This is a genomic window from Ruminococcus albus AD2013, assembly GCF_000526775.1.
GTDB classification, from domain to species: domain Bacteria; phylum Bacillota; class Clostridia; order Oscillospirales; family Ruminococcaceae; genus Hominimerdicola; species Hominimerdicola alba_A.
Window position 1 is genome coordinate 545,687 of sequence record NZ_JAGS01000001.1, and the last position, 26,045, is coordinate 571,731.

General features: G+C 44.3%; 23 protein-coding genes. 12 read left to right on the forward strand and 11 right to left on the reverse strand.

The window, feature by feature from the left end; all coding sequences use genetic code 11:
• Positions 1–18: 18 nt before the first annotated feature.
• The 3 genes from N773_RS0102310 to N773_RS22135 are packed head-to-tail and all read right to left on the reverse strand — an operon-like array spanning position 19 to position 1,036.
• Positions 19–210: a hypothetical protein gene (locus N773_RS0102310; RefSeq protein WP_024856259.1), complete on the reverse strand. Its 192-nt coding sequence runs from the start codon at positions 208–210 to the stop codon at positions 19–21.
• A complete protein-coding gene (locus N773_RS0102315; protein WP_155250851.1) occupies positions 207–836 on the reverse strand; it encodes a hypothetical protein in 630 nt (209 codons plus the stop codon). The genes N773_RS0102310 and N773_RS0102315 overlap by 4 nt, the downstream gene beginning before the upstream one ends.
• Before the next feature lie 26 nt (positions 837–862).
• Complete coding sequence (locus N773_RS22135) at positions 863–1,036, reverse strand: hypothetical protein (protein WP_155250852.1); 174 nt, start codon at positions 1,034–1,036, stop codon at positions 863–865.
• 117 nt (positions 1,037–1,153) lie between these two features.
• On the opposite strand from N773_RS22135, the gene N773_RS0102320 reads away from it, so the two are divergent.
• The 3 genes from N773_RS0102320 to N773_RS0102330 all read left to right on the forward strand — a co-directional run bounded on the left by N773_RS0102320 (position 1,154) and on the right by N773_RS0102330 (position 5,599).
• Complete coding sequence (locus tag N773_RS0102320; protein ID WP_024856261.1) at positions 1,154–3,523, forward strand: ABC transporter permease; 2,370 nt, start codon at positions 1,154–1,156, stop codon at positions 3,521–3,523.
• 176 nt (positions 3,524–3,699) lie between these two features.
• The gene (locus tag N773_RS0102325) at positions 3,700–4,365 is read left to right on the forward strand and encodes a response regulator transcription factor (protein ID WP_024856262.1); all 666 of its coding nucleotides are present in this window, start codon (positions 3,700–3,702) and stop codon (positions 4,363–4,365) included.
• A 1-nt stretch (position 4,366) separates the two neighbouring features.
• The gene (locus N773_RS0102330) at positions 4,367–5,599 is read left to right on the forward strand and encodes a HAMP domain-containing sensor histidine kinase (protein WP_024856263.1); all 1,233 of its coding nucleotides are present in this window, start codon (positions 4,367–4,369) and stop codon (positions 5,597–5,599) included.
• Positions 5,600–5,659: 60 nt separating this feature from the next.
• Here N773_RS0102330 and N773_RS0102335 read toward each other — a convergent pair whose 3' ends face one another.
• The 4 genes from N773_RS0102335 to N773_RS0102350 all read right to left on the reverse strand — a co-directional run bounded on the left by N773_RS0102335 (position 5,660) and on the right by N773_RS0102350 (position 13,397).
• On the reverse strand, positions 5,660–6,634 hold the full coding sequence (locus tag N773_RS0102335) for a DUF6612 family protein (RefSeq protein ID WP_024856264.1): 975 nt from the start codon (positions 6,632–6,634) through the stop codon (positions 5,660–5,662).
• Positions 6,635–6,818: 184 nt separating this feature from the next.
• Positions 6,819–8,186, reverse strand: coding sequence for an MATE family efflux transporter (locus N773_RS19650; RefSeq protein WP_024856265.1), 1,368 nt, complete (start codon positions 8,184–8,186; stop codon positions 6,819–6,821).
• 126 nt (positions 8,187–8,312) lie between these two features.
• On the reverse strand, positions 8,313–9,683 hold the full coding sequence (locus tag N773_RS0102345; protein ID WP_024856266.1) for a TrpB-like pyridoxal phosphate-dependent enzyme: 1,371 nt from the start codon (positions 9,681–9,683) through the stop codon (positions 8,313–8,315).
• Between the two features lie 144 nt (positions 9,684–9,827).
• Positions 9,828–13,397: a clostripain-related cysteine peptidase gene (locus tag N773_RS0102350; protein ID WP_024856267.1), complete on the reverse strand. Its 3,570-nt coding sequence runs from the start codon at positions 13,395–13,397 to the stop codon at positions 9,828–9,830.
• A 399-nt stretch (positions 13,398–13,796) separates the two neighbouring features.
• On the opposite strand from N773_RS0102350, the gene N773_RS0102355 reads away from it, so the two are divergent.
• Together N773_RS0102355 and N773_RS0102360 are read left to right on the forward strand one after the other, a co-directional pair.
• On the forward strand, positions 13,797–14,819 hold the full coding sequence (locus tag N773_RS0102355; RefSeq protein ID WP_024856268.1) for a hypothetical protein: 1,023 nt from the start codon (positions 13,797–13,799) through the stop codon (positions 14,817–14,819).
• Positions 14,820–14,842: 23 nt separating this feature from the next.
• Positions 14,843–15,841, forward strand: coding sequence for a hypothetical protein (locus N773_RS0102360; RefSeq protein ID WP_024856269.1), 999 nt, complete (start codon positions 14,843–14,845; stop codon positions 15,839–15,841).
• A 37-nt stretch (positions 15,842–15,878) separates the two neighbouring features.
• On the opposite strand, the gene N773_RS0102365 is transcribed toward N773_RS0102360, so the two are convergent.
• From N773_RS0102365 to N773_RS0102375, 3 genes are read right to left on the reverse strand one after another with little or no spacing between them, the layout of a single operon-like run.
• Entirely contained in the window at positions 15,879–16,142 is a 264-nt protein-coding gene (locus N773_RS0102365) for a hypothetical protein (protein WP_024856270.1), read from the reverse strand.
• A complete protein-coding gene (locus N773_RS0102370) occupies positions 16,129–16,488 on the reverse strand; it encodes a hypothetical protein (protein ID WP_024856271.1) in 360 nt (119 codons plus the stop codon). Before N773_RS0102370 ends, N773_RS0102365 begins: the two co-directional genes overlap by 14 nt.
• A gap of 18 nt (positions 16,489–16,506) precedes the next feature.
• Positions 16,507–16,755 carry a hypothetical protein gene (locus N773_RS0102375; protein ID WP_024856272.1) on the reverse strand — a complete coding sequence of 83 codons (249 nt, stop codon included), beginning with the start codon at positions 16,753–16,755 and terminating at the stop codon, positions 16,507–16,509.
• Between the two features lie 110 nt (positions 16,756–16,865).
• Here N773_RS0102375 and N773_RS0102380 point away from each other — a divergent pair, with 110 nt between their 5' ends.
• Positions 16,866–17,345: a metallophosphoesterase family protein gene (locus tag N773_RS0102380; RefSeq protein WP_024856273.1), complete on the forward strand. Its 480-nt coding sequence runs from the start codon at positions 16,866–16,868 to the stop codon at positions 17,343–17,345.
• 149 nt (positions 17,346–17,494) lie between these two features.
• Here the strand turns inward: N773_RS0102380 and N773_RS0102385 are convergent, their stop codons facing one another.
• Positions 17,495–18,037, reverse strand: a complete 543-nt coding sequence (locus N773_RS0102385) for a DUF5662 family protein (protein ID WP_024856274.1) — start codon at positions 18,035–18,037, stop codon at positions 17,495–17,497.
• Between the two features lie 744 nt (positions 18,038–18,781).
• Between N773_RS0102385 and N773_RS0102395 the strand changes: the two genes are divergently transcribed.
• The 6 genes from N773_RS0102395 (at position 18,782) to N773_RS0102420 (ending at position 25,986) form a co-directional block, all read left to right on the forward strand.
• Positions 18,782–21,220, forward strand: a complete 2,439-nt coding sequence (locus tag N773_RS0102395) for a TerD family protein (protein WP_024856275.1) — start codon at positions 18,782–18,784, stop codon at positions 21,218–21,220.
• Positions 21,221–21,466: 246 nt separating this feature from the next.
• Positions 21,467–23,089, forward strand: coding sequence for a hypothetical protein (locus N773_RS0102400; RefSeq protein WP_024856276.1), 1,623 nt, complete (start codon positions 21,467–21,469; stop codon positions 23,087–23,089).
• Between the two features lie 186 nt (positions 23,090–23,275).
• A complete protein-coding gene (locus N773_RS0102405) occupies positions 23,276–24,034 on the forward strand; it encodes an SDR family NAD(P)-dependent oxidoreductase (protein ID WP_024856277.1) in 759 nt (252 codons plus the stop codon).
• Positions 24,035–24,305: 271 nt separating this feature from the next.
• Complete coding sequence (rsmD, locus tag N773_RS0102410; RefSeq protein WP_024856278.1) at positions 24,306–24,854, forward strand: 16S rRNA (guanine(966)-N(2))-methyltransferase RsmD; 549 nt, start codon at positions 24,306–24,308, stop codon at positions 24,852–24,854.
• Between the two features lie 2 nt (positions 24,855–24,856).
• Positions 24,857–25,351, forward strand: a complete 495-nt coding sequence (coaD, locus tag N773_RS0102415) for a pantetheine-phosphate adenylyltransferase (RefSeq protein WP_024856279.1) — start codon at positions 24,857–24,859, stop codon at positions 25,349–25,351.
• Positions 25,352–25,389: 38 nt separating this feature from the next.
• Entirely contained in the window at positions 25,390–25,986 is a 597-nt protein-coding gene (locus N773_RS0102420) for a hypothetical protein (RefSeq protein WP_024856280.1), read from the forward strand.
• The last annotated feature ends 59 nt before the right edge of the window (positions 25,987–26,045 follow it).

The window sequence follows — 26,045 nt, forward strand, 5'->3', positions numbered from 1 at the left end:
TATGAAAAAACCGCCTGATCATTCAGACGGTTTATCGTTATCTTCAATTGGCTCAAAGCCTATACCATTGTTGCATTCTTTGCGCTTTTTAAGATCTATAAAATTAAACTCCTTTGGATATCCGTCAGGGAAAGCTTTACAACAGGCTAGCCAACCATCTATATTGGGAAGCCTATTTTTACAATCTTTGCAATCAATTACACACATCATAAATATTTCCTCCCCATATATTGTTCGTAGAAATCAGAAAGTGCTTTTGATACTTTAGTACCTCGATGACGTAGGACTTCGAGTTCTGCAAGGCATTCAGCTCCATCGTCAAGTGCGATTTTACTAATACCCGGCAGACCTTTGTCTTTAAGCATCGCATAAAAATCTTCGACTTGTTTGCCCGTTTTACCTTTTATAGAAATCGCGTGTCCGCTTTCATGAATGATAGCTTCTTCTAAAGAGATTGCCACATTTATTTTTGTATCAGCAAATGCTTTATTAATTTCTTCTAACGTTTTCCCGGATAAATATTCAGTATTAACATTAAGTTTCAATAAACCGTTTGCCATAGGTTCAATTTGAAGTACAGGAGTACCTTCTGTCTTTGTCAGCGAAATCTTATCTGAAATCTCACTAATTACGAACTGCCCATCTTTTTCGCATTTTTTCATAGTGTTGATTATAACATCATTAACTTCCTGAGATATTCCTTTCCCTCCGGTGATGATCTTATAATCATCTACATCTATTGACTTTATTATACCACGACTTACTCCATAAGTCAACTGTCTTTGAGCCAAAATTTCGGAGTGTTTTGCCTGTGCTTCTGCCTTAGTCAGCTTCATAGGCTTAGGCAGACTAGCCGCATACTCTATCCGCTGAGCCTTAGCCTGCTCATTAGCCCACCGCTTACTGTGAACGTTCTGCCGCCCTTTCTCCGAAACGTAGGACACATCGCATGTGCAGTTATCATGCCTGCGGTAAACGTCCTTCGGAACTTCATCGGGGTAACGATAACGCCCTGCAAGTTTCGAGCACCAGTCACAGCATTTGTGACCGTCCTTGCGCTCGATGTAGCAGTTAAGCCCTGCCTTGCTTTCGATTTAAGGATTATTTAATAATCCCCATGCTATAATGTGAACAGAGAAAAGGAGGCAACAACATGTATCTGAGAATATTAAAGAAAGACCTGAAAAGAAAAAAGACAATGAACATCATACTTCTGCTGTTCGTGATACTTTCTGCAATGTTCGCGGCATCGAGTGTGAATAATATCCTGTCTGTGGTAAACGGATTGGATTACTTCTTCGATAAAGCGAATATGCCCGATGTGTTCTATGCGACACGCGGTGAAAAGAAATCACAGTATATCGAGGAGTTTTTGCAGGAGAGCGAATACGTCAACGAATACAGACGCGAGGACGTTATTTACCTCATATCCTCGAATCTGTTGCGTGACGGTAAAAATCTTTGTGATCTTGACAGAGTGGGTATGCTCAACAATATTGATACGGTGGGCATAAATCTTTTTGACAGCAATGACGAGATGCTGTCCGAGGTCGAAAAAGGAAAGATCTACATTGCGGGTCAGGATATCAAAAAGACAGATCTTGAGACAGGCGATAAGATAACCATAAAACTGGGAGACGTAAGTAAGGATTTTGAGTTTGCGGGATTTATCAAGGACGCTCTTTACGGTTCTTCTATGATGTCTAATCCGAGATACGTTATAAACAGCGAGGATTACAGCGTGTTCGCCGAGAACGAAACGATAAAGGCTGATTTTGCAGGAAATATGTATTATTTCGATATCACCGATGAGAAAGGGTTTGAAGATGCTTCTGCCAAAAACGCACCCTATCTTCAGCTGAATTTTGATAAGAACCTTATCCGAATGACTTACATCATGGATATACTGGTAGCGGCGATACTTATGGTGCTTAGTATAGGTCTGCTGGTAGTATCCTTTGTGGTACTAAGATTTACCATCGGCTTTACTATCTCGGAAGAATTCAGAGAGATAGGTGTAATGAAAGCGGTCGGTCTTAAAAACAGCTCTATCAGGGGAATGTATCTGGTGAAGTATCTTGGTATCGCGGTACTGGGTGCTTCTGTGGGATATGCTATAAGTGTACCTTTCGGTGCGGCACTTCTTAAAAGCGTCAGCGAAAACATGGTGCTTGGCAGTGATAACAGTGTGCTGATAGGTATAGCTTGTTGTCTGGCGGTAGTTGCAATGATAATGCTGTTCTGCTGGAGATGCACCTCGAAGATAAACAAGTTTTCTCCCATAGATGCTGTACGCAACGGTCAGACAGGTGAGCGATTCAAGAAACGCAGCGTTATGAGCCTTAGCAAAAGCAAGCTTGGCAGTACGGGTTTCTTATCCGTGAACGATATACTCAGCGCACCAAAGCAGTACGGTCTTATAACCTTTATATTCGTGCTTTTCACTCTGCTGATAATGATACTGACAGCGACAGCAAATACTATCGACAGCGATTCGCTGCTGTATCTGCTGAGTGTTAAGCGGAGCGATGTTTATCTGACCGACAGTGAGCGAGGCATGGAGATAATAGGAGGGTTAAAAACTCCCGATGAAGCATCGGCAGAGATAGAAAAGATACTTGCCGAAAACGATATGCCCGGAAAGGTCTGGGCTGAACCATGGTATCAGCTGAACGTTGAGTATGAGGGCAAGAACACAAATCTCAGTTTTCTGCAATGCGGCAAGACGGATACAACAGATTACGAGTATAGCGAAGGCACAGCGCCGATGTACACCAATGAGGTAGCTTTTGCCGAGGCTGCCGCAAAGAAGATAGGCATAGGTATTGGCGATACTGTTAAGATTACTATTGACGGCAGTACAGATGAATATCTGGTATCCGCACTGTTCCAGAGTTTTGACCAGATGGGCATGGTAGGCAGACTGCATCAGGATATCGAGATAAAGGAAACATCACCATCTTCAATATTTGCATTCCAGATAGATTTTGATGATCATCCAAGCAAGGAAGTTATCGACGAACGCAGGGAAAAGCTGAAAGACATCATGAATATCAGTATTGTCGAGGATTCAAGAGAATTTACGAAAAGCAGTATGGGTGTCGGTGATACTATGTCAACAGTAAGAGATCTCGCACTGATGCTTGCGGTAGTGATCATTGTACTGATAAGTGTGCTTATGGAGCGTTCATTCATCGCAAAGGAAAGATCTGAGATAGCATTGATGAAAGCTATCGGTTTCAAGGAACGCTCGGTAGTTGCACACCATACACTGCGTTTTCTGGTCATTTCGATACTTGCAGTTCTTATTTCAGCATCACTTTGCGTGCCTTTCACAAAGCTGACTATGGACCCGATATTCGGTATGCTGGGTGTTATGAACAGCGTTGAATACAAGTTCGATATCTTTTCGATGTTTGTTATTTATCCCGCGGTGATCATAGCTGTAACAGTGGTGAGCGTACTTTTAACATCGCTTTATACAAGTAAGGTCAGGGCTTCGGATACTTCAAGCATCGAATAAGAAAGAACTGTTTTACCTACAGCCTGATATTTACACAGTAAACGACACCGATCTTTTAAAACGAAAGAAGATCAGATGTCGTTTGCTGTTTTCCCGGGAAAAGATTTTGCAGTTGACGTTTATGCAAAAGAATAGTATAATATAAACGATAAGGAAAAATTTATGCGAGGTGTGATATGGTAGATATTTTGATCGTTGAGGACAACAAGGAGCTCTGCGTTCTGCTGTGCGATTTTCTCAGGGCTGAAGGTTACACCGTCAGCACAGCTGAAAGCGGAGAAAAAGCTCTTGCGTTTTTTGAAAAATACGGCGCAAGACTTGTGCTTCTGGATATCAATCTTCCCGGTATAGACGGATTTGCCGTGTGCAGACGTATCCGTGAGCAGAGCAATACTCCGATACTGATACTGACAGCAAGGATAGACAGGGAGGATAAGCTGAACGGTCTTATACTCGGTGCTGATGATTACATTGAAAAGCCATATGATATCGATATCCTGATAGCAAAGGTCAAGGGTATATTCAAGCGGCGTCTTGCAATGGACGATCTTACCGACGGCGATATCACTCTCGATCTTACAAGCGGGACTGTCACCAAAAACGACGAAACACTGCAGATGACAGCTAAGGAGTTTGAACTGTTAAGGCTGTTCATCGAGAACAAGGGACAGACTCTTACCAAAGAATACATCTTTAATCGGATATGGGGTTCTGACAGTGAATCAGAGATACAGACCCTTACCGTACATATCAAATGGCTTCGTCAGAAGATCGAGCCCGACCCCAAAGAACCTAAGCGCATACTGACGGTCTGGGGAAAGGGCTACCGCTGGGAGGGCTGAAATGAAAAGCTTCGACAAGCTTATAGTATTCTTCGTTGTGATAATGATAGTGCTGACAGCTTCAGTTGACCATATACTGCTTAAAGACCGCGGGGAGACTTCTGAGTATTACCTTGTTGAGGTCAACAGAGTGAAACATCGGCTTGATGCGGGTGAAAAAGTCAGCGCTGATGATTTTACTGCCATAACAGGCATCTATGATATCGATGCAGATGATGAAGCGGCTTTTGATAGCAAGAGAGAGTACGTTATCTGCAAAGCGGGGGATAGACTTTACAGGATAGAGTATGATGACAAAACTGAAAACGGCAGAAGGAGATCATTTGTCGCTGTGAACATTGCTTTTATCGCTGTTACGGTAATAGGTCTTGCTGTACTGCTGTATCTCAGAAGCAAGATGATTAAGCCTTTCAATCGTATTAGCGAACTGCCCTATGAGCTTTCAAAGGGCAATCTGACAGACCCACTAAAAGAGGACAAGAGCAGGTATTTCGGCAAATTTGTCTGGGGACTTGATATGCTGAGAGAGAAGCTGGAATCTTCAAAGCAGAAAGAGTTTGAACACGCGAAAGCCGAAAAGACAATGATACTTTCCCTTTCACATGATATCAAAACTCCGCTATCGTCCATCAAACTTTATTCAAAAGCGCTGGCAAGAGGGCTGTACACCGATCCGCAAAAGCTTGATGAGATCTACGGCAGTATCGGTGAAAAGGCTGACGAGATAGAACGTTATCTCGAAGAGATAATCAAGCATTCATCTGATGATTTTATAAGCTTTGAGGTGGAGAACCGTGACTTCTATCTGTCACAGGTGATCGATAGCGTGGAATCATTCTACCAAAGCAAGCTTTCGCTGAACGGAACAGAATTAACACTGGAAAACTACACTGACTGCTTGATATACGGCGACCCTGACCGACTTACCGAGGTACTGCAAAACATCATTGAAAACGCCATCAAATACGGTGACGGCAAGAATATTTCGATCGTCTTTTCTGACGAAGAAGACTGTCGTCTTGTGACAGTGAAAAACGGCGGCTGTGAACTTCCGAAGAACGAACTTGACCATATATTCGACAGCTTCTGGAGAGGTTCTAACACAAATGGCAAACAGGGAAGCGGGCTTGGTCTGTATATATGCCGCAGGCTGATGAACAGTATGCACGGCGATATCTTTGCCGATATAAACGACGGTTATATGTTCGTTACCGCCGTATGCCGCAAAAGCTGAATACACAAAAAAGACTGTGCGATCACTGAGATCACACAGTCTTTATATATTGGTTATAAATTATTCAGCAGAAAGTGCTGCCTCGGGAACAGCAACTTCATCATCAGAAACGCCGCCCCAGTTGCTGAAGTTAAGAGTCATGTTCATTGTCATATCCATCGAGATATCACCTGTATCCTCGGAGCTGAGTGAGCTCAGCAGTTCTGACATATCAAAAGCTATGTTCTCCATAGTAATGCTTACAGGATAATAATCGCTGCCGATGGTCATTATCATATTACCCTCAGCTTTTCCGCCGCCGCCCATACCGAAGAGGGACTCTGCAACTTCACCGCCGTTTTCGAGAATATCGTTCAGGGAGATGGTGATAACATAATTGTCGCCGTCTTTTTCAAGAGTAGCATTCTTGAATGCTCCCTCATCACCGATGACCTCGTTGGAGAATGCATCAGCGTCAAGAGTGGTAGCAGGACCAACAGTCTTTGTCCATGTCTTGCCTTCGTCTGTAGTTACATAGGTATTTCCGTCTTCAGCCTGATAGATATCCTGAGTTTCTGAAATAGGACTGCCTGTACCCTGATCGGTAGTAGTGGTCTGGGTCGTATGGGTGTTCTTGCCGTTTGTCTTTGAAACCATATCAGTGTTGGTTTTCATATTTGTGGTAGTGCCGCTCATGGTCATTACCATATCTATATTCATCTTAGCAGTCATTTCACAATTCTTGCTGTCAGCAGTTGTTTCCTTTACCTTGGCAAGCAGCTCGGTAAGTTCTTCATTGGAAGCAGCAGGCTTATCGGAATCAGCCTTGGACTCAGTAGCCTCAGCTTTGGATTCGACCTCAGCTGCGCTCTCAGCCTCAGCAGCAGATTCTTCGGTGGTTTCAGCTTCGCTTACATCAGCCGCGCTTTCAACTGTCTCGCTTGCGGATGAAGCAGCAGACTCGTTGTCCTTAGAGCCCTTGTCGGTATCTCCGCAGGATGCAAAGCTAAGAGTGAGTGCAGCTACGCAGAGCATAAGTATCAGTTTCTTTTTCATAATTCGATTATCCTTTCTTTCTTGAAATTATAAATTCCTTGATCATTCAATGCTTTCCGCAAATATACATTATAAAAATGAATTAACCTTTGCGGAATTGCGACTACATTATAACATTTATCTCCTGAAAAGTCAATAGATTTGCTAAAAAATCGTTTTTTCAGACAATGCCATGCAGTACTTGTCATTCTTTTTCAGATATCTTTTCAGCGTGCACCTTAGTGCCTTTGAGCCACCATCCGTTGAGATAGTTTAGCCATGTAATGGTACAGCCCGTGCCGAAACCGAAAAGTCCGTTCCACCAGATTATGGTGTATCCGAAAAAGCTGCTGTACCTGAAAAGATAGGTCACTATCAAGCGGACAGAAAGTGCGCAGGTGGCGACAATAGTAGGCATTCCGCTGTGGTTCGTTCCTTGGAATACTCCGAAAAGCGGGATATACACCGAAAGAACTACGTTCACCAGTGCTATCGTACGCAGATGCTGTATACAGTAGCCCGCAGCAGCATCGTTCAGCTTGAAAAGGTCTATGATGTTTTGGGCAGTAAGCATTATCACTGCCGAGATAACAAGTGTTATGCCGACTGATATAAGTATCGTCTGACGCGCACCCTGTTTGATTCGCTCGGGTTTTTCCGCGCCGTAATTCTGACCCGTGTATGTGGCAAGAGTGGTCTGAAAAGCGTTGCAGGGGAGGTTCAGATACATTTCTATTCTGGAACCTACTGTGAACGATGCTGTCATATTCTCTCCGAAATCATTGACTGCACGCTGGATCAAAGTCAAACCGATAGAAACTATAACAAGCTGAAGTGCTATGGGGGTACCGACTATGACAGTTCTTTTTGCGGCTTTGCTGTCCCATACGAATTCTTTAAGTTTGAAACGGAATACAGGGTACTTTTTTATCATGTAGATATATGCCGCGATGAATGAACCTGCCTGGGATATATCCGTAGCTATCGCTGCCCCGAAAACTCCCCATTTGAATACACTTACGAAAAGCAGGTCAAGGGCGATGTTCAGCACAGAAGAAATCAGCAGAAAATAAAGGGTGGCTTTGCTGTCACCCACCGCCCTGAGTATTGATGAAAAGGCATTGTAGCCAAACTGGAAGATAAGTCCTAAGCAGTACCATCGGAAATACTGCACAGCATAGTCGTGATATGCAGGTTTTACCCCTACAATATGGGTCAGCGCGGGTTCGCTGACGGCTATCCCTATTACCGATGATGCGATACCAAGGGCGAGCAGTAGAATTATACCTGTTGAAGCTGTTCGACGAACAGCTTTTTCATTTCCCGCGCCGTAGTGCTGCGCTATTACAACACTGTTTCCCGAAGAGAAACCTATCGCTATTGCAAGGAAAAGAAATGAGAAAGTTCCCGTAGTTCCGACTCCCGAAAGTGCGGATTGTCCTGCATTTCTGCCGACTATTACCGAATCGGCTGTATTGTATAGCTGCTGTAAAAGCGATCCTGCCAGCACGGGCAGGGCAAAGCTGATTATATGTTTCCACGGAGTACCCTCCGTCATTGTCCTTTTTGACATTTTTATCACCGCTCCCGAAAAAAATCACAACTAACATTATACTCCTATTTTTTTTGATTTTCAATCGGCTGAATAAACAAAAAGTGCGCCCTGCGGATAACCGCGGACGCACAATTGAATATCATTTTAGTCTACTTTAGGAAGACCTGCAAATCCCTTAGCCAGATCATCATCTGTGGGGATATAGTCAGTCATCACACCGTCGTTGAATTTCTGGTATGCGACCATATCGAAGTAGCCGGTACCTGTCAGACCGAAGAGAATTGTCTTTTCTTCGCCTGTTTCCTTGCACTTGAGTGCTTCATCGATAGCTACACGGATAGCATGGCTGGATTCAGGTGCGGGGAGGATACCCTCGATACGTGCGAACTGCTGTGCAGCCTCGAATACCTTGGTCTGCTCAACGGATACAGCTTCCATCAGCTTATCATCATACAGCTGAGAAAGTGTGCTGCTCATGCCGTGGTATCTCAGACCGCCTGCGTGGTTAGCAGAGGGGATGAATCCGCTGCCCAGAGTGTACATCTTAGCCAGGGGGCAAACCATACCTGTATCGCAGTAGTCGTAAGCATACTTGCCGCGTGTAAGGCTGGGGCATGAAGCAGGTTCAACTGCGATGAAGCGGTAATCTGCTTCGCCGCGGAGCTTCTGACCCATGAAAGGTGAGATAAGTCCGCCGAGGTTTGAACCGCCGCCTGCGCAGCCGATGATTATATCAGGCTTTTCGCCCAGTTTTTCAAATGCAGCAAGGCTTTCAAGACCAATTACAGACTGATGCAGCAGTACCTGATTGAGTACCGAGCCCAGAACATAACGGTAGCCTTCTGTACCTACAGCAACTTCAACTGCTTCGGATATAGCACAGCCGAGGCTTCCTGATGTACCGGGGTGTTCTGCCAGTATCTTTCTGCCGACGTTAGTTGTTTCAGAGGGCGAAGGTGTGACAGATGCGCCGTATGTACGCATAACTTCGCGACGGAAAGGCTTCTGCTCGTAGCTTACCTTTACCATGTATACCTTGCAGTCAAGTCCGAAATATGCACAAGCCATGGAAAGTGCTGTGCCCCACTGACCTGCGCCTGTCTCTGTTGTAACACCTTTCAGACCCTGCTTTTTAGCATAATAAGCCTGAGCAATGGCACTGTTGAGCTTATGGCTGCCCGAGGTGTTGTTGCCCTCGAACTTGTAGTATATCTTAGCGGGAGTGCCCAGAGCTTTTTCGAGGCAGTAAGCCCTTACCAGAGGAGAGGGTCTGTACATCTTGTAAAAATCGCGTATCTCCTCGGGAATATCGATATAAGCATCGGTAGTGTTCAGTTCCTGTTCAACGAGCTCATCGCAGAATACTACGCCCAGCTCTTCAGCTGTCATCGGCTTGAGTGTCTGAGGGTTCAGCAGGGGGGCGGGCTTGTTCTTCATATCAGCCCTGACGTTGTACCACTGCTTCGGCATCTCACTTTCTTCAAGGTATGTTTTATAAGGTATATTCTTATCCATAGTATGATATTAACTCCTTTCAATACATAAATACTATAAAGCACTGATATTATACCACACTAAAGTGATAATGTCAAGGGTATTTGACCGTAAAAACAGGCTCATGTAATTTACAGGAGCCTGTTTTGCCGCTGGTTATCCGAATTATGATCTTGTAAGTGCGATCACTGCGGAACCATCGATACTCGTCAGTTTTTTGCCGTCGGTCTTGAAGCAGGTGTTCTTTTTGTCAACCTCTATCTTCTTTATCTTGTAGCCTGAGAATGCGCAGGTACGTATTCTTCTTACATTCGGACCGAATTTCAGTGTTATCTCGTTTGTGGGAGTCTGCATGAACGATACACCGAATGCACCTGAACCCAGATATTCCAGACTGTCGGGAAGAGTTATCTCGTCAAATCCTGTACAGCCCTCAAATGCAAAGTCACTGATCTTCACAAGAGTTTTCGGGAATGTGATCTTTTTCAGACCCTTTTCATCACTGTCTTCCTTACCAAAGCTCAGTTCCTTTTCAAAGCATCCCGTAAATGCGTATCTGCAAATCTCGGTAACGCCTTCGGGCACTGTGAATTCCTCATGGGAAAGACCAGTGAAGGCAATAAGATTTTTCTTGTCAGCGGTGTAAAGAACGTTAACATCTGCGGTGTAGTTCTTGTTGCCGCTCTCAACAGTGATCTTTTCAAGGTCTTTACATCCGTTGAACACGCCTTCGCCGATAGAAGCAACATTCTTCGGGATCTTGATCTCTTTAAGACCTGTATTTTCAAAAGCGAATGCGCCGATACTTTCAACAGTTGAAGGTATCTCAATGCTTTCAAGATCTTTATAGTAGCTGAACATGGATTCCGAAATTGTTTTCAGCTTCTTGGGCAGAGTGATCTTCTTTGTGGTGGAAACGCCAGATGAAAGTCTGCCGATATATTCAACAGAATCAGGGAATACTATCTCTTCGGGGTTAGTTCCTGAGAATGCGCCCTCACGTACAATGGTGACTTTCTTTCCGTCTGCCTTGTCGGGTACAGTCAGCTTCTTTGTCTCGTTCTTGCCAGATTTCTCAAACTTTACGAGCTCAGCATGGTCGTCAAGTATAGCGAATTTCAGTACGCCGTTATCCACCTTTTGCTCTTTGAGCTTTTCTGTGTTGCCGTCTTTTATGGTCCAGCTGCCGATATTGCTGCAATACTCTTTACCATCGATGGTGAATACACTCATCTGTACGGCGTATTCGCCCGAAATCTCTGAGGGCTTGCAGGCTTTTACATCGAAGTTATCGCCCAGCAGGCTGAATTGTCCGCCGAATGTACTTTCACCGCTTTCGCTGTAATGCTTGCGGGGATTGCTCTTGTCAGGAGCATAGGCTACGAAGGGGCTTTCAAATGAGAGCCACTCGTTCAGGTCTATTTCGTCCTTTGAAGTTATGGGAACGCCGTTTGCGGTTGTCTGGTTAGTAGTAATACCGGTGATAGAGGCATTGCCCTTTTTGTCTACTTGAGACTGCACCATTACCGACATATATTCATCCGAAAGATCGCGGGTAGCACTCAGCAGACCTGCGGAGCGATAATTGCCGTCACCGAGATACTTTGTCTGGCAGAGGTTTGGCTCTGCTTCCTTATCGGTAACAACACCGATCATTGTCGGGTCGAGATCCATCTTGGCAATGCCCTTGTCATCGATCTCGGCTGGTATGTAGATCACATAAGGAGCCCAGTTTGTTTTGCCTTCACTGAGAGATAAATTTTTAAGTACGGTGTAGTATACACCACGGATATTGCTCATTTCTTCCTTGGGCAGCTGTGAGTAAGCGTAGCCGTCGTCTTTGAAATCCTTGTTGGAGGATTTAGCACCCTTTTCAACTACTTCAAGATCGAGCTTTGAAAGTTTTGGATTGGTGTTGGTGCTTACAGAGCTGCTATCTGGTTTGGAAGAACTTTCATCTTTCCTGGAAGAACTTGAATCAGCCTTTGATGAACTGCTGTTCTCCTTCTTTGAAGAACTTGACTCAGCTTTGGAGGAACTGCTTTCTTCTTTTTTGGAAGAGCTTGACTCAGCCTTGGAAGAACTGCTCTCTTCTTTCTTTGATGAGCTTGACTCGGTTTTGGAACTGCTGCTGTCTTTCTTAGAAGAGCTGCTGTCGGGTTTGGAAGCAGAAGAAGATCCGGTGCCCGCTGTCTCACTAAGCAGAGTGTTCATAAGTTCCTCGTATTCAGCGTTGATAGGAGTATTTCTGATATAATCGATACCGCCCAGATATTTCAGGATGACCATGCTGGTATCGAGATCGGCTGTGCTGTTTGAAAGCGGGAAATATACCGACATACCGCAGGTGTTGGCGATGGTGGTAGTACCGTCGATCAGCATATCATTCATTGCAGATTTCAGCTGCTTTGTTTCATTGGCATAGGCGCCTGAAAGGGAAGTCACAATAGTTCCCAGATCGGCAAGGTCGTAGCAGGCGTAGCTGTGTACACCCTTGAGAAATTTGTCGTAGGATCTTGTATCTCCGTTTTGAAGATCATCATTCATCGCCTTGCATACGCTGCCCACAGCGTCTTTTACCTTATCAGTCTTAGAAAGATCGAAGGCTGCCAGAGTAGCATCGGGAATATAGCAGTGTACGCTTGCTTCGGACAGATAATCGAAGTAGGTCTTGATAATATTTTTGCAGATCTTTGGGGTATCGGTGGTGCCGTTTACATCTTTGAGGAACTCATAGTTCCAGCCGCAGCCCGGTTCCGTATCAGCAGATGCTACAAGATATTCAGCATAGTTCTGCCATAGGTCTGCTATCTCTATCGAGGACATTACACAAGCGTCAAAACCAACGAATTTCAGCTTGTTTTTTTTGAAATCACTCTTGTCGAGAGCAGTCTTCATCTCGGCAAGGGTAAGGCTGTCGCCGAGATTAGTCTTGCTGTCAACATTCAGTTCGTCCGAACCGTAGCCCAGAACAGGTCCACCGCCGTGATCCCAGCAGATCAGCGCATAGTTATCAGCAGGATACTTTGAAGGTGCATCTTTGAGGAAATCGCTGAAAGTATCGGATTTGCCCATGTTTTTCTTATCTGTCTCGTAGATGTTTATACCTGCACCGTTGTCAGCCTGTATATCAGCATCTTTGGACTTGTACTCAATGTAAGCGTTCTTACCTGAGGGGTATCCGGGTATCCACCAGGTTTGAGCGCCGCCGCAGTATGCCACAAGGTTAACGTCCTTGTCGTCGAGACCGCTGTATATCATCTCGCCTATGTCAATGGTCGCGGCTTTTGAAGCCTGTTTGCTTTCAAGGTCAGAGCCTACAATATATACCATTATGGTCAGCTTTTTCTTGGCTTCTTTCTTTTTATCGGACCATTTTCTGGCTTTGCCCGAAGTGCCGACATTCACCCTTGTGTTAGATGAAGTTCTGAGTGCGCCTCTTTCCACGGATGAAAGGGAAGTCATTCTCATGTTATCGGCGATAGCACCGCCGCCTGAAAGATCAATGACTTTCATGCCGTTTTCATCTTCGGTGGTCTCTGCGTCGGTAGTATCTTCCTCAGATGTGGTTTCTTCCGGGGTAGTTTCTTTATCAGCAGACGTCGTAGTGGCGGCAGCGGAAGAACTATCAGAAGCCGGGGAACTATCCTCCGCCGGTTTGTCGCTGCAGCCTGCCATAAGTGAGGCTGTGAGCATCAGTGCAGTTACCGCACTGATGAACTTTTTGTTTTTCATCGGATCCCTCCTGTGTTTTTTGTCGGACGCTTATTCGTTTACTGCAACCGATCTCTGTAGTCAGAATTTTAAAAATTCACCAAATGATATTTTAACACAATAAAGATAATTTGTAAAGACATATCACATGATTTTTAACTATATTATGGGTTGTCGTCACATACAGGAAGAATTTTTGTAAAAACTGCAAAGTTAAAAATTCTTATCAGTTGTTTCAGTGAAATTATGAATATTAATTACAGCTGTGATATCCGTATATTTCCAGCACTTTCAGGGCGCTTTTTAAGAGATACCCGATCGTACCGAAATGTAAAAAATTGTACAGGAGTATCTTTACATTTGAAGGAAAGTGTGATATACTAATTAATGATATATCTTAAATGAAAGGGGGCTTGCTCTGTGAGGATAAAAGCAGCGTCGGCATTGCTGGCAGCAATCATGTTTTGCGGGTGTACTGTTACACCGCAGGCTGAAAAAAACAACAGCAATAAGCCTGTAGCAAGGGAATATAAAGATGATAGTGTTGTTTCTGACGAAGTTCTCCCTGCACATATCGAACCGGATAACAAAGAGTGGGAAAATGGCGGTAAGCTTGTTCACGATGATTTTTCGGTCGGGGACGATTTTAATTTTCTCGACAATTGCGTGAACGATGAGCAGAGGGTCTGGACCTTCGTATACTGGGGTGCTTATGATGAGAATGACGAAAAGTACCGCGATCTTAGTTTCTTCATGCGTACACCTTACGAATCTACCCCTTATGATATTGTTGAATGTTACGGCGGAAAGTCAATACCTGCCTCGAAAGATGATGACAAATTATTGCAGTATGCTGAGTTTACAAAAACTGAAGCTTTTCTGTTGAACGCAGCTCATGCAGATCATTATTTCGATTATAAGTATCCTTTCCCCGAAGATTCAGGAAGACTGGGACAGTATGCTGGTCTGAGGTTTTATTTTGACAGCAAGGGACAGATGGTGCTGGCGGTGATGTATCTCAATGATGATCTTATGCCGCTTTCTCAGGTGGAAAGAGATTCGTATACTTTCAAAGAAAAGGATAAAATGAATTTGCCCGATGGCTGTACTCTTGTACCAAAAGTAATGCTGAAAGGAATGGAAAACTGGCATCAGCTTATTGCCGATGAGGCTTTCCCTGTGCTTACATTCAAGGACGGCAAGGTAAAAGTCAAATGTAAAAAGACAGACGGCTCGGATTCAGAAGGTGAGGGCACGTTTAAAACAGGTACAGAGATGGGGTATACCGAAACAGATACTTCGGTTGAATTTGACCTGCCCGCAGGCAGCGACAATATGACAACTTATCTTTCTTATAACTGTTACCTCGATGCTTACGAGCTCCATGACCCTTACTGGCGCGATAAATACGACTGTACTCTGCTTATGTGCAAATTGAAATAAGTAATGAAAGCGGATAATATTCTATGAAGAATAATGAGATAAAAAAAATAATGAATGATAACCGCAACGACATAGCCAAGGCTTCACGGCTGATGGTCGGTATAGTTCTCGGTGCGGTCATTATAATAGGTGTTGTATTCTATGGTATAGCACCAAAGACCAAAAAATCTGATAAAGTTGATAAAAATTCCCCGGCGGTACAGGGCAGTGCTGAAAAGTCCGAAGCTGTGAATGTTGATGAGGATTCCGAGTGGGAGGATGAACGCGAAAGACCTATGGGGCATCTTTATCGAGTTGCTGCCGATACTACTGTCACCGATAAGAACGGAGAATACATCGGTGCAGCGGGAGAGGGTGAACTGTTTTCTTCCTACGATGAACTTGATATCTCCCAGTTTGGTACCGGTCAGCAGATAGAGGTGGAGTATCTGTCCCAAAAGGGATATCTTCCCGCCGATGACCTTGAAGAAGTCGGTGCGGCGACAGTACTTCCTACAGCAGGTAACGGTATTAGGACTGATACGAATAATTCAACTTTCCCAAGTGATGCCGAAGATAGCGGATTCATCGCAGCTGCTGCACTGGTCAATTGCCAGAAGCTTTACAACTGGGATAAGTACGAACTTAAAGACGCGGCAGGTACTCTTGGTACCGGCGATGACTATGTAAAACTGATAGAAGAATATTCGGGCGGAGACCTTATCGCCGAAAGAAAGACCTCATTCAGCGCCAATGATCTGGCTTCATGCATTGACGAAGGCAGGCGTATCCTCCTTGCGGTGCGTTACTATGACGGTATAGCGGATTTCGATTACAGCGATTACTACGGTCTCAGTTCCGGTACACAGTATGTGGTCGTATGCGGATACGAGGTCGAAGAAGAGGGAGATATACAGTTTTACTGCTGTGATCCATTCTACGGTACCGGCGGCAGGAGCCTTGTTTCCGTAAACGCCGACACTCTCGTAGCTTCTGCGGAACTTGTAGACGATGCACGCAAAGGCATGATAGTACTTAAATAATATTATAAGCTGTCCGTTCATGCCGAACGGGCAGCTTTTATAATAACAGATATGCAAGTCCCATCAGCAGTTTTATGTCAGCACCCTGTTTGTAAAGAATGAATATAAGCATAGCGATGAGAGCTTTTTCTTCGTCTATCTTTATACCGCCGAAAAGTCCAGCAATATCTGTTTTTTCAGCAGAAGTATCATCTTTCTCGCTGTTATGCTTCACAGCATCACGGGAACGCTGCTGCATTTCCATCACACGGCGCATGGCATCTTCCTGCATTTTGCTGAAATTATTGTCAGATGATGCCAAGAAGCCCTCCTCCTCCAAGCCCGCTCTCTTTCAGTGCAGGATAAATATTCATCAGGCGGTATATTTTTATCACCCTGTCCAGCTTGTTTCGGGTCTCTTCCTTTAAAAGCGGACGAAGTGCAGTCATAAGGCGGATATGATCGTCGTCCTGTGATGCAGTCTGCAATATCTGACCAAGCTGCATCAGCTTCACCGTATCTATGCCATCGGCTTCGGATCGTAACACTGGCGCAGCAGGTATACTCTCGGACTTGCCACCGCTCAGCATACCCGCAAGGTCACGCAGCTGTTTCATGCTTTCTTCGTCGTTCAGTACGTCCTGTATCCTGTTCATCATGTCTTCCATATTATCCCCCTTATTACGCTATTTTCCCGTAAATTTCCGAATAAGTGCCTGTGCCTGCGGGCTTTCCATGATTTTCTGACAAGCAGTTTTGTCTGCTAGAGTTTTTGTGAGCTTCTCCTGCTGAACGGCGGGTAGTTTTTTCAGCAAATTGCCAATATCGCCGCTGCAGAGATTTCTTTCAAGTGATTCGGGCGTAACGCCGAGCTTTTTTGCAGCTTCTTCCAGTAAGGGTCGCATATTCTCCGGAGTTTGTCTTTTATCAGTCATATCATGACCTCCTTAAAAATTTGTAAATATTCACATACTTGCACTAATTGTCTTGATTTTTAATTTTAAATGTGATATAATATACACAATGCGGGAGGGGGGACCATTCCATGAGGATCATTGTTTTTTCGGATACACACGGTAATTTTGCCGCTATGCATAAGATAATCAAGCGCAATGGTGACGCTGATCTGTTTATATTCCTGGGTGACGGTCTTTCGGAGTTCCGCAAGCTGAAATCTCATTATCTCGATAATAATATGATATGCGTCAAAGGCAATTGCGATTTTGATAAAGAGCTTCCCGAAAGCATGGTCTATGTTCTGCCCGACGGCAAGCGTATGTTCCTCGCACATGGTGATAAATGGGGCGTGAATTTCTCTGTTGAGAACATTTACGAGAAAGCCAAGGAGGAAGAATGTCAGTTCGCCCTTTTCGGACACACCCATAAGCGCTATTATGAACAGCGCGGTACTATGCTTATACTCAATCCCGGCAGTGCGGGTCAGCCCCGTGACGAAAAGCCGCCTTGTTATGCATGGCTTGATATAACTCCTACCGGAGTGATACATAATTTCGTTAATCTGTGATGCGAGCGCACCTTTTGGTGCGTTCTTTTTTATTATATGCATAGTGATCCGTTTTTGAACCATTACATTACAAAAAAAGCGCCCGCAGATTTCTTGTGCGGACGCTTTTCAGTGTGATTATTCTTTTTGAGGGAACGTTACGACTTATATCAGTAGTCTTTGAGCTTTCTGATATATGCGAAAGTGCGGCGTTCTCCTTTATTTTTCAGCATCACCAGAAGTTTTTCCAGCAGTGCGGAAGTCTCGGGGTGTATCATACGGGTATTTTTGCCTTTCATAAAATATGCCAGCGCAGAACCGTCATCATACTTATCTTTCATATATATCTTGCTTGCCGCCACTCTGTCACAGAACATCTCCTTGACATATTTCAGTGGCACTTTAACTGGGCTCATAACCCTGGTCACAGGGTCATAGTCCGTCCAGTACTCAAAATGATGCTTGTTGCGGCCCTTATGGTGCATCCAAGCGTATGAGAAACCATATTCATCCCTTTCTCCCTCGTGAGGCGAGCGGTTTCCCTGAAAATATTTAACTCCATATGAGAATTCTTCTATAGAAAATTTTGACAGATCGTGAGTCAGCCCTTGTAAGGGTATACCTGCACGGAAACAGTTCTTCATTACTTCATGGCGGTGACGCGCAACAGTCCTGAAATGTTTCAGTGCTTTTTCACTGGTGGCACGGTCCATAACTGAACACTTCCTTAACTTTTCGTGATGATTTTCGTGGTTTCGCTCCATATAGGTGCTTTTCTCCATCTATTATACCAAATCACGGTTGATTTGTAAAGAGATTTTTATGCTTTTTTTATGTAAATGTCTGATCTATTTTCGCTTATATTTTTATAACTTTTCACATAACTATCAAATAAACAGAGTATGATATAAACAAGATAAAGAGAGTGATAAAGAACATTTGATAATAACTTTTTTTCATATATTTTTTTCTCCAATTTCTCCACCTCTTCTTTCGTCTCGACCATGGTCAAAAACTATGGCGGGACGAGGGAATGAAGGCAGAGAACCAACCTAGAGATCCTCATATTTTTTCTTCATATATACTTCTATACTTCGCAGAAAACCCCGACGTGAGTCGGGGTTTTTTGTTGTCTTTGTATATCTCGGTTTGTTTGTATGAACGTTTCGGTCTGTTATGTATACAGTGGAAAGAGTTGGTTTAATATGTTACAACAGCGAGAGCGGTTTGTATGATGTCGTAAAAGATGGTAACAAAAAAATACGAAATGATACGGTCGTATATCCTGGTATATATTTAGATGCTCTTTGATCCATAGATAAAGAACAAAATTCAATATTTTTTTCACAGTATCTTTACTTTTGTTGTGGATTATGATATAATAGACTTGATAAACTCTTTGCCGCAGTTTGGCAGGCTGAGAGAATGTTTCTCACAGAATGAGGAGGAAAACAACAATGGAAAACACAAATCTTAGCGGAACACAGTGCAAACTTATCACATATAAAATAAACGAAGACGTTCTTGCAGAGGTTCTTGCTAATAACGGTATCACAAGTGTGGGATTTGAGAGCACATCGGGCGTAAGGACAGTCCGTGACGAGGACGGGCTTATATTTGCGAAAGAGGGCGGCGAGGCTGATCTTCCGCAGATGATCTTCATGGCGTGGTCGGGCAGTGATCCTGCATCGCTGAACGCTGATGACAGAAAGCTTTTTGACGATATGAAGTGTACTCTCAGTACACTGGGCAGGGCTGACTGCTTCAATTACAAAATAGCATCGCCGGTCGATGATACTGCCGAAAGCAAGCTGAAAGCCGTAGCTGATCTTTTTGCAAATACTGATATCGCGGATAAGCTGGATATCACGGTCACCCGCAGTTCCTATTCCGAGGGTGAACAGACTTCAGGCGCTTTCGGTTTTGAAAGAAGGAGCTTCAAAAACGGAAGTCAGGTCTACTGGCAGCTGAATTTTGTAGGTGACAGCTACAGTGCGGACTGTGCGGCATTGCTGCTGAAGGACGGCAGGCTTTCGATAACTGACAGGAACGACGCTGAATGGGAAAAAGGTCAGGCCGAAGAGTTCATGCTGTCACTTAATGATGCATCGGCGATCGGTGGTGTGACAGTGCTTGAAAAACTCAGCTGTAAAAATCTCGAAAAGCTGACACTTTTGCCTGTTTTTCTTGAGATCAGCGACGGTGCGCTGACGGAGTGTCCCTCTCTTAAAGAAGTTGATGTCCTCAAAAAGAACATCGTCCTCGGCAGAGGATTTGTCGGCAAAGACGTTGTTATAGGCGGCTGTAAGGGCAGTACTGCTGAGCACTATGCCAATACAGAGGGTAATGAGTTCCTGCTGCTGGAAGAATCCGAGCGCAAGCCTATGGAGATCGAGATAGCAGATGAAGTCTGCATAACTGCTGACGATTTCTCTGTTCTGCGCGGCGAGGATAAGAACAGACTCACGCTGAACGATGTGGGATTTACCCCATATGAAGGCTGTACCGACGATTTTGACTGCGAGATAATAACAATGACTTCATCCGAAGCAGCAGAATCGGGACTTACTTCACAGCTTTGTAATTTCGGACAAATGATAGATACCGAAACTGTCCGCAACGACAGGAACGGCTATATCAAAGCAACTATGATGAAAAGCTCATCTCAGCAGGATATTTTCAGCTGTGTTCTGGAGATCGACCATGCAGGCAATATCATCTGTATACACGCCGAGAAACAGTTCAGTGCAGCTGATATTGAAAAAGACGCTGATAAGGCGATGTTTGCACGTATGAAACAGCTGGGTGAGAGCGTTCGTTTCGGCAGTAAAACTGAAATGTGCATAGCCGCAGTTCCTCAGGCTGTACCCGCAAAGACTGAGACTGCTGCCGAAGAAATATCTGCCGTTGAACCCGAGATATCTGCGGAGCCATTGGTGGAGGAAATATCTCCCATCGTGCCTGAACCCGAGAACATAGCAGAAGAACCGATAGCCGAGGAAACTTCTGAACCCGAGATCATTGCGGCAGAGCCTAAAGTTGAAGAAATTTCAGTTCCTGAACAGGAATGCGAGAACTCAGAAGAAGAACCCACAGCTGAGGAAATTTCTGCACCCGAAATCGAGCCTGAAATCATTGAGGCGGAGCCAATAGTTGGAGAAATCTCAGATTCAGAACAGGAACCCGAGATTACAGCAGAAGAATCAATATCCGAGGAAGTATCTGTACCTGAACCCGAAATAATGTCGGCAGAGCCTGTGACTGAGGAGATACCCGAAGTGTCAGCCGAAGTCGTTGGAGAGCAGAATGATACTTCCGATGACGAGATCATCGACGTTGCACCTGATGAAATAAGGGAGCACGAAGATAATGGTGCTGTCAAGCTGGTCAGCGGTGCAAGATTTGATCTTAACGAATATGCTTCGCAGATGCTGGTGATCGATATGGATTATCAGGCTGAAGACGGACTGGACATCGACGGCTACGTATTCCTTCTGAATGACAGTGGTAAGGTAAGAAGCGATGCCGATCTTATATTCTTCGGACAGAAAGCATCTGTTGACAGAGCGGTGAACAATCATCCCGAGAATACAAGAATGTTCACGGTGGAGCTTTCAAAGCTCGATGCTGATATAACCAAGCTTGCAGTGGCTTTTGCCATCTACGGTGATAAGGAAGGTCAGGAGTTCTGCCGTGTAAGCAAGCCTACGGTGCATATAAGCTGCGGCGGCAAAGAGCTGTGCAGCTATGAAATAACGGGTCTTGACGATGAACGCTCCGTAGTAGCAATGGAGATCTACAACAAGAGCGGCTGGAAGGCAAAAACCATCGGTCGTGGATTCAAACTTGCCCTTCAAACTCTGTGCGGAAGCTACGGCGTTGATGTAAGACAGTGACCGTCACAAAACAGTCACCTTGTTATCATTTTGATGTCGTGTAGTTGTCGCAAATGCCCGAAATTGCCCTAATACAAGTTACTAATGTGAGATAATTTGTAATATATTCACTATTGACAGTAATTTGAAAATATGGTATATTTAATTTGCAGAAAGGCGCAGGCTCCGTTTTGTGAGAACAGGTGTCTGCTGTCGTAGCAAAGAAAGAGAGAATAACACAGATAAAAACTTTCAGGAGGTAGCATTATGGTTAAGAAGAATGTACTTACACCCGTACTTGCAGGTGTACTCGGTGTCGCAGTTGTCGGCTCCGGCGTTGGTTATTTTGTTTTGAACAAAAACGCAGATAAGAATGAAAAGACAAAGAGCAACAGCTCTGTTGTAGTTTCCCCTAAGCTGAGTGTTATGGCTGATAATATCACCAATACACTTGACAGGGCAGCTGGTATCGCTAAGGGCGAGGTTGATTATGCTTATGAAGGATCATTTAATATAAGCTTCGGCCCTGCTCTGACCAAAGAGATGCCCACAGCTCCCAAGGATTTCGGCATGACTGTATCCAGCAAGCAGAAAGACGGAAATGAGAGCGGCGATATCGTTCTGACATACGGCGGCGAGAAAGTCGTAACTGTAAATCAGATATACAGCAGAGAAAACAGCGAGGATATGTATGTAAGAGTTCCCGAGCTGTCTGAAGCATATATAAAGGTAAATAAGGCAGAAGCTGAGGATTATCTGAAAGAGTCCGTTGGTATGGACCTGAGCCAGTATGCTCAGACTGCAGAAAATTTCGACTTTGATACTGAGGCATTTGAGGCTGATCTCAAGGAGTATGAAAAGGTATTTAAGGATAACTTCCCCGAGGTTAAGGAGGAAGGCAAGAAGTCCGGAGATATAGACGGTATTTCTTATGAGTATACTTCCAAGTCATATGACCTGACTGCAGCTGACGGCCAGAAGGTAGCTACCGCGATCCTTGAAAAGGCCAAGGGCGATGAGAATTTCAAGAAGCTGTACGATCAGAGCATGGAAGCTGCAAATCAGCAGATGGCTAAGTACGGTGATAGTTCTTCATCTTCACCCAGCTATGAAGAGGCTATTGACAAGATGCTCGATGAAGTTAAGGGCGAGATCGATAGTGAGAAGACAGTTGTTCTTGAAACATATGAGAAGGGTGAAGGCGAATTCGCAGGTTTCACTATCAAGCCTGCTGATGATAAGGGCGAGCTGAAGCTCATCACTGTCAGCAACGATGATGCTGAAGGTCTGGATATGAGCTTTGACAGCGGCGATGGCAGCACTATCACTGCTTACGGCGCACTGAAGAGCGAGAATGACGTAGTTAACGGTTCTTACACTGTTTCTTCTGTCGAGGACGGCAAGGAGACAATTAAAGTCGTTTACACCATGTCTGATATGAAGAACGTTGGCGATAATTTCGCAGGTACTATCAGACTGGATATATCTTCCAGTGAAGACGGCGAGCCTGAGTCCGGTTGGATGGAGATCAAGTCCGATTCCACTGCTGATGATGTAAACGTAACATTTGAATTCGGTCTTGCCGGAGAGAATGCATTTACTATGACTATGACCAGCAAAAAGACTGAGGCTTCCGACGTTGACAAGATCAGCAGCGATGCAAAGGTCTACAACGCTCTCAATGAAGAGGAAATGAACGAGTATCTGTCTACCTGCGATACCGAAGGCTTCATGACCAAGCTCAAGGATACTCTGGGTGATGAAATGTATAATGATCTGATGGGCAGCTCATCATCTTCTTACAGCAGCAGCCAGTATGATGACGATGATGATTTTGACTGGGATAAGTTTGAGGAGTCCACTGATAATACAGCTAATGACCCTGCATAATAGTCGGTAGTTATATCAGACTTAATATTTGAAATAATGACACTCCTGCTTATACAAGCAGGGGTGTCTTTTTGTATTACGTGTTAATATTCTGTAAGGTTATTTAAATCTAACTTTATAACTCTTGACAATTTGCAACTTGATACTGTATAATATAGTTATATTAATAACGAAAGGACTGATAGTATGGCAAGGACAGCTTTAGTTACCGGTGCCAGTTCGGGCATTGGCAGAGAGATAGCAAGAGAACTCGACAGCAGAGGTTTCAGGGTTATACTGACAGCACGCCGTGAGGACAGACTTCGTGAACTTGCAGATGAACTTCTCGACAGCAGAGTGATAGTCTGCGATCTTTCACGCGAGGACGAATGTAAGCGTCTGCATGAAGAGGTCAAGGGTGAAAAAGTCACTGTTCTGATAAATAATGCAGGCTTCGGCAAACTCGGTGACTTTGATAAGATACCGTTAGAGGACGAACTACGCATGATAGATACTAATGTCACAGCGGTTCATATCCTGACAAAACTTTTTTTGCAGGATTTCAAGGCGGCTGACAGAGGATATATCCTCAATGTTGCGTCCTCGGCTGGACTTATGCCGGGCGGCCCGCTTATGGCGACATATTACGCAACAAAAGCCTATGTCACAAGCCTGACAAGTGCGATCCATGAGGAACTGAAAATGGCAGGCAGCCGTGTGAAGATATCAGCCCTTTGCCCGGGACCTGTTGACACCGAATTCAATTCCGTGGCGAATGCTCAGTTCGGTGTAAAGTCTATATCAGCCGAATATTGTGCAAAACGAGCGGTTGAGGGTATGTTTGCTGGAAAAATGATAATCGTACCCGAAAAGACCCTTGCCTTTGTCACTAAGGCAGCTCATATTCCCCCGCGCCGCCTTATACTTGCAGCGACAGGTAAACTTCAGTCAGATAAAAAGGTGTGATCAGACTATTTGTTATGATATTATAGTATATAACATAATAAATTATATATTCAGAACTGTTAAACAGTTGTATCTATGCTGTTTATCACTCTATAATTCGGCACTTCCGAGCTTCGGGGGTGCCTTTTTTTGTGAGAAATATTGTGTTAAACTACGTTGTTGAAGAAATATAGGGGAAAGTTTGTGAAAATTATAAAAAAAGTGAAAAATATACTGGACAAAATGCGAGAAATAATGTATAATAGAAATATCAGAGTCTAGGAGAGTTTTTATGAGAGTTATAACCGGTTCAAGAAGAGGAAAAAAGCTGAAAACGCTTGAGAACCTCGATACAAGACCGACCACGGATATGGTCAAGGAAGCAGTTTTTTCTGCTATACAGTTTGATGTGCCCGGCGCACAGGTGCTTGACCTTTTCGCAGGCAGCGGTCAGATGGGCATCGAAGCCCTCAGCCGTGACGCAAAGCACTGCGTTTTTGTTGACAATAATGCTGCGGCAGTTGCAGTTATAAAGGAAAATATTTCCGACTGCAAACTCGTTGCTGAATCCCGAGTGCTGAATATGGACAGCCTTGATTACCTTAAAGTGGCAAAGGGTCAGTTCGATATCGTACTGCTTGACCCGCCTTACAATAAGGGCATAATCGAGAAAGTGCTGAACAGTGTAGACGCTCATCTCAGTGACAGGGCAATAGTTGTCTGCGAACATGAAAAAGAGCTTGAACTCAGTGATGAGTACGGCAGACTGAAAAAACATAAGCGTTATAAATACGGCAAGATAGCCGTTACTATTTTTAAAATACCGACAGAGGAAGAGTAATTATGAAGATCGCTGTATGCCCGGGTAGCTTTGACCCCGTTACACTGGGACATCTGGATATAATCCAACGCGCTTCAAAGCTTTTTGACAGGGTAATAGTACTTGTCAGCTTTAACAGAAGCAAAAATAAAGCGATATTCTCCACCAAAGAGAGGATGGAAATGATAATCGCCGTTACCAAGGGTCTTGATAATGTTGTGGTGGACTGCTATGACGGTCTGCTGGCTGATTATCTGAAAATGACAGGTGCTGAGGTCATTGTCAAGGGATTGAGGGCGGTCTCTGATTTTGAATACGAATTTCAGATGGCTCTTGCCAATAAGAAGCTTTATAATGATGCCGAGACAGTATTCCTCACCACAGCAGGTGAGAATATGTTCCTTTCATCAAGCGTGGTGAAGGAAATAGCAAGCTTCGGCGGAGATATTTCGGGCTTTGTTTCACCCGAGGTACTTGAAATGATAAAAAACAGGCTTTATAAGCCTGAGGATAAATAACCCCGAGAAGTACGGGGCAAGTGAAAGGAAGTATTATTATGAGTGAAAACATCGATTATACCCCTATGAATGATTTGCTGGAAAGAATAGACGAAACTATCGACAATGGCGCGACTGTACCTTTTTCAAATAAAAAAATGGTAGACGGCGATCATCTGCATGAACTGGTAGATGAAGTTAGAATGAGCATCCCTCCCGAGATCAAGAGAGCTCAGGAGCTGGAGATCCAGAGAAAGGCTATCCTTGAAAATGCTAAGCAGGAAGCTGATGCTATCAGAAATTCTGCTACAAGCGAAAAGGAAGCTGTGATGAAAGAAGCTAAAGCTGAGGCTGACAAGCTTGTTTCTCAGGAGGCTATAATCGCAAGAGCTGAACAGTATGTCAAGGAACAGGTCGACAGAGCAAATCAGGAAGCTGAGGATATAATCAACCGCGCAAGAGCTGATGCTGAAAATATAATTGCAGATGCTAACAATAAAAGACAGAGCATACTTGATGCTATGATCGCGAACATCAACGCTACTCTTGGCGAAGCTTCCGAGACTCTCCAGTCTGACGTCAACAGACTTTCTAAGAGCCTTGATGACGTTAACCGCATGAGAGATGCTATCATCAAGCTGAGTGAACAGGTATAAATAATAACGGTCGGGGATAATTTCCCCGACTTTTTTGATATGATATCGGGTACAAAAAA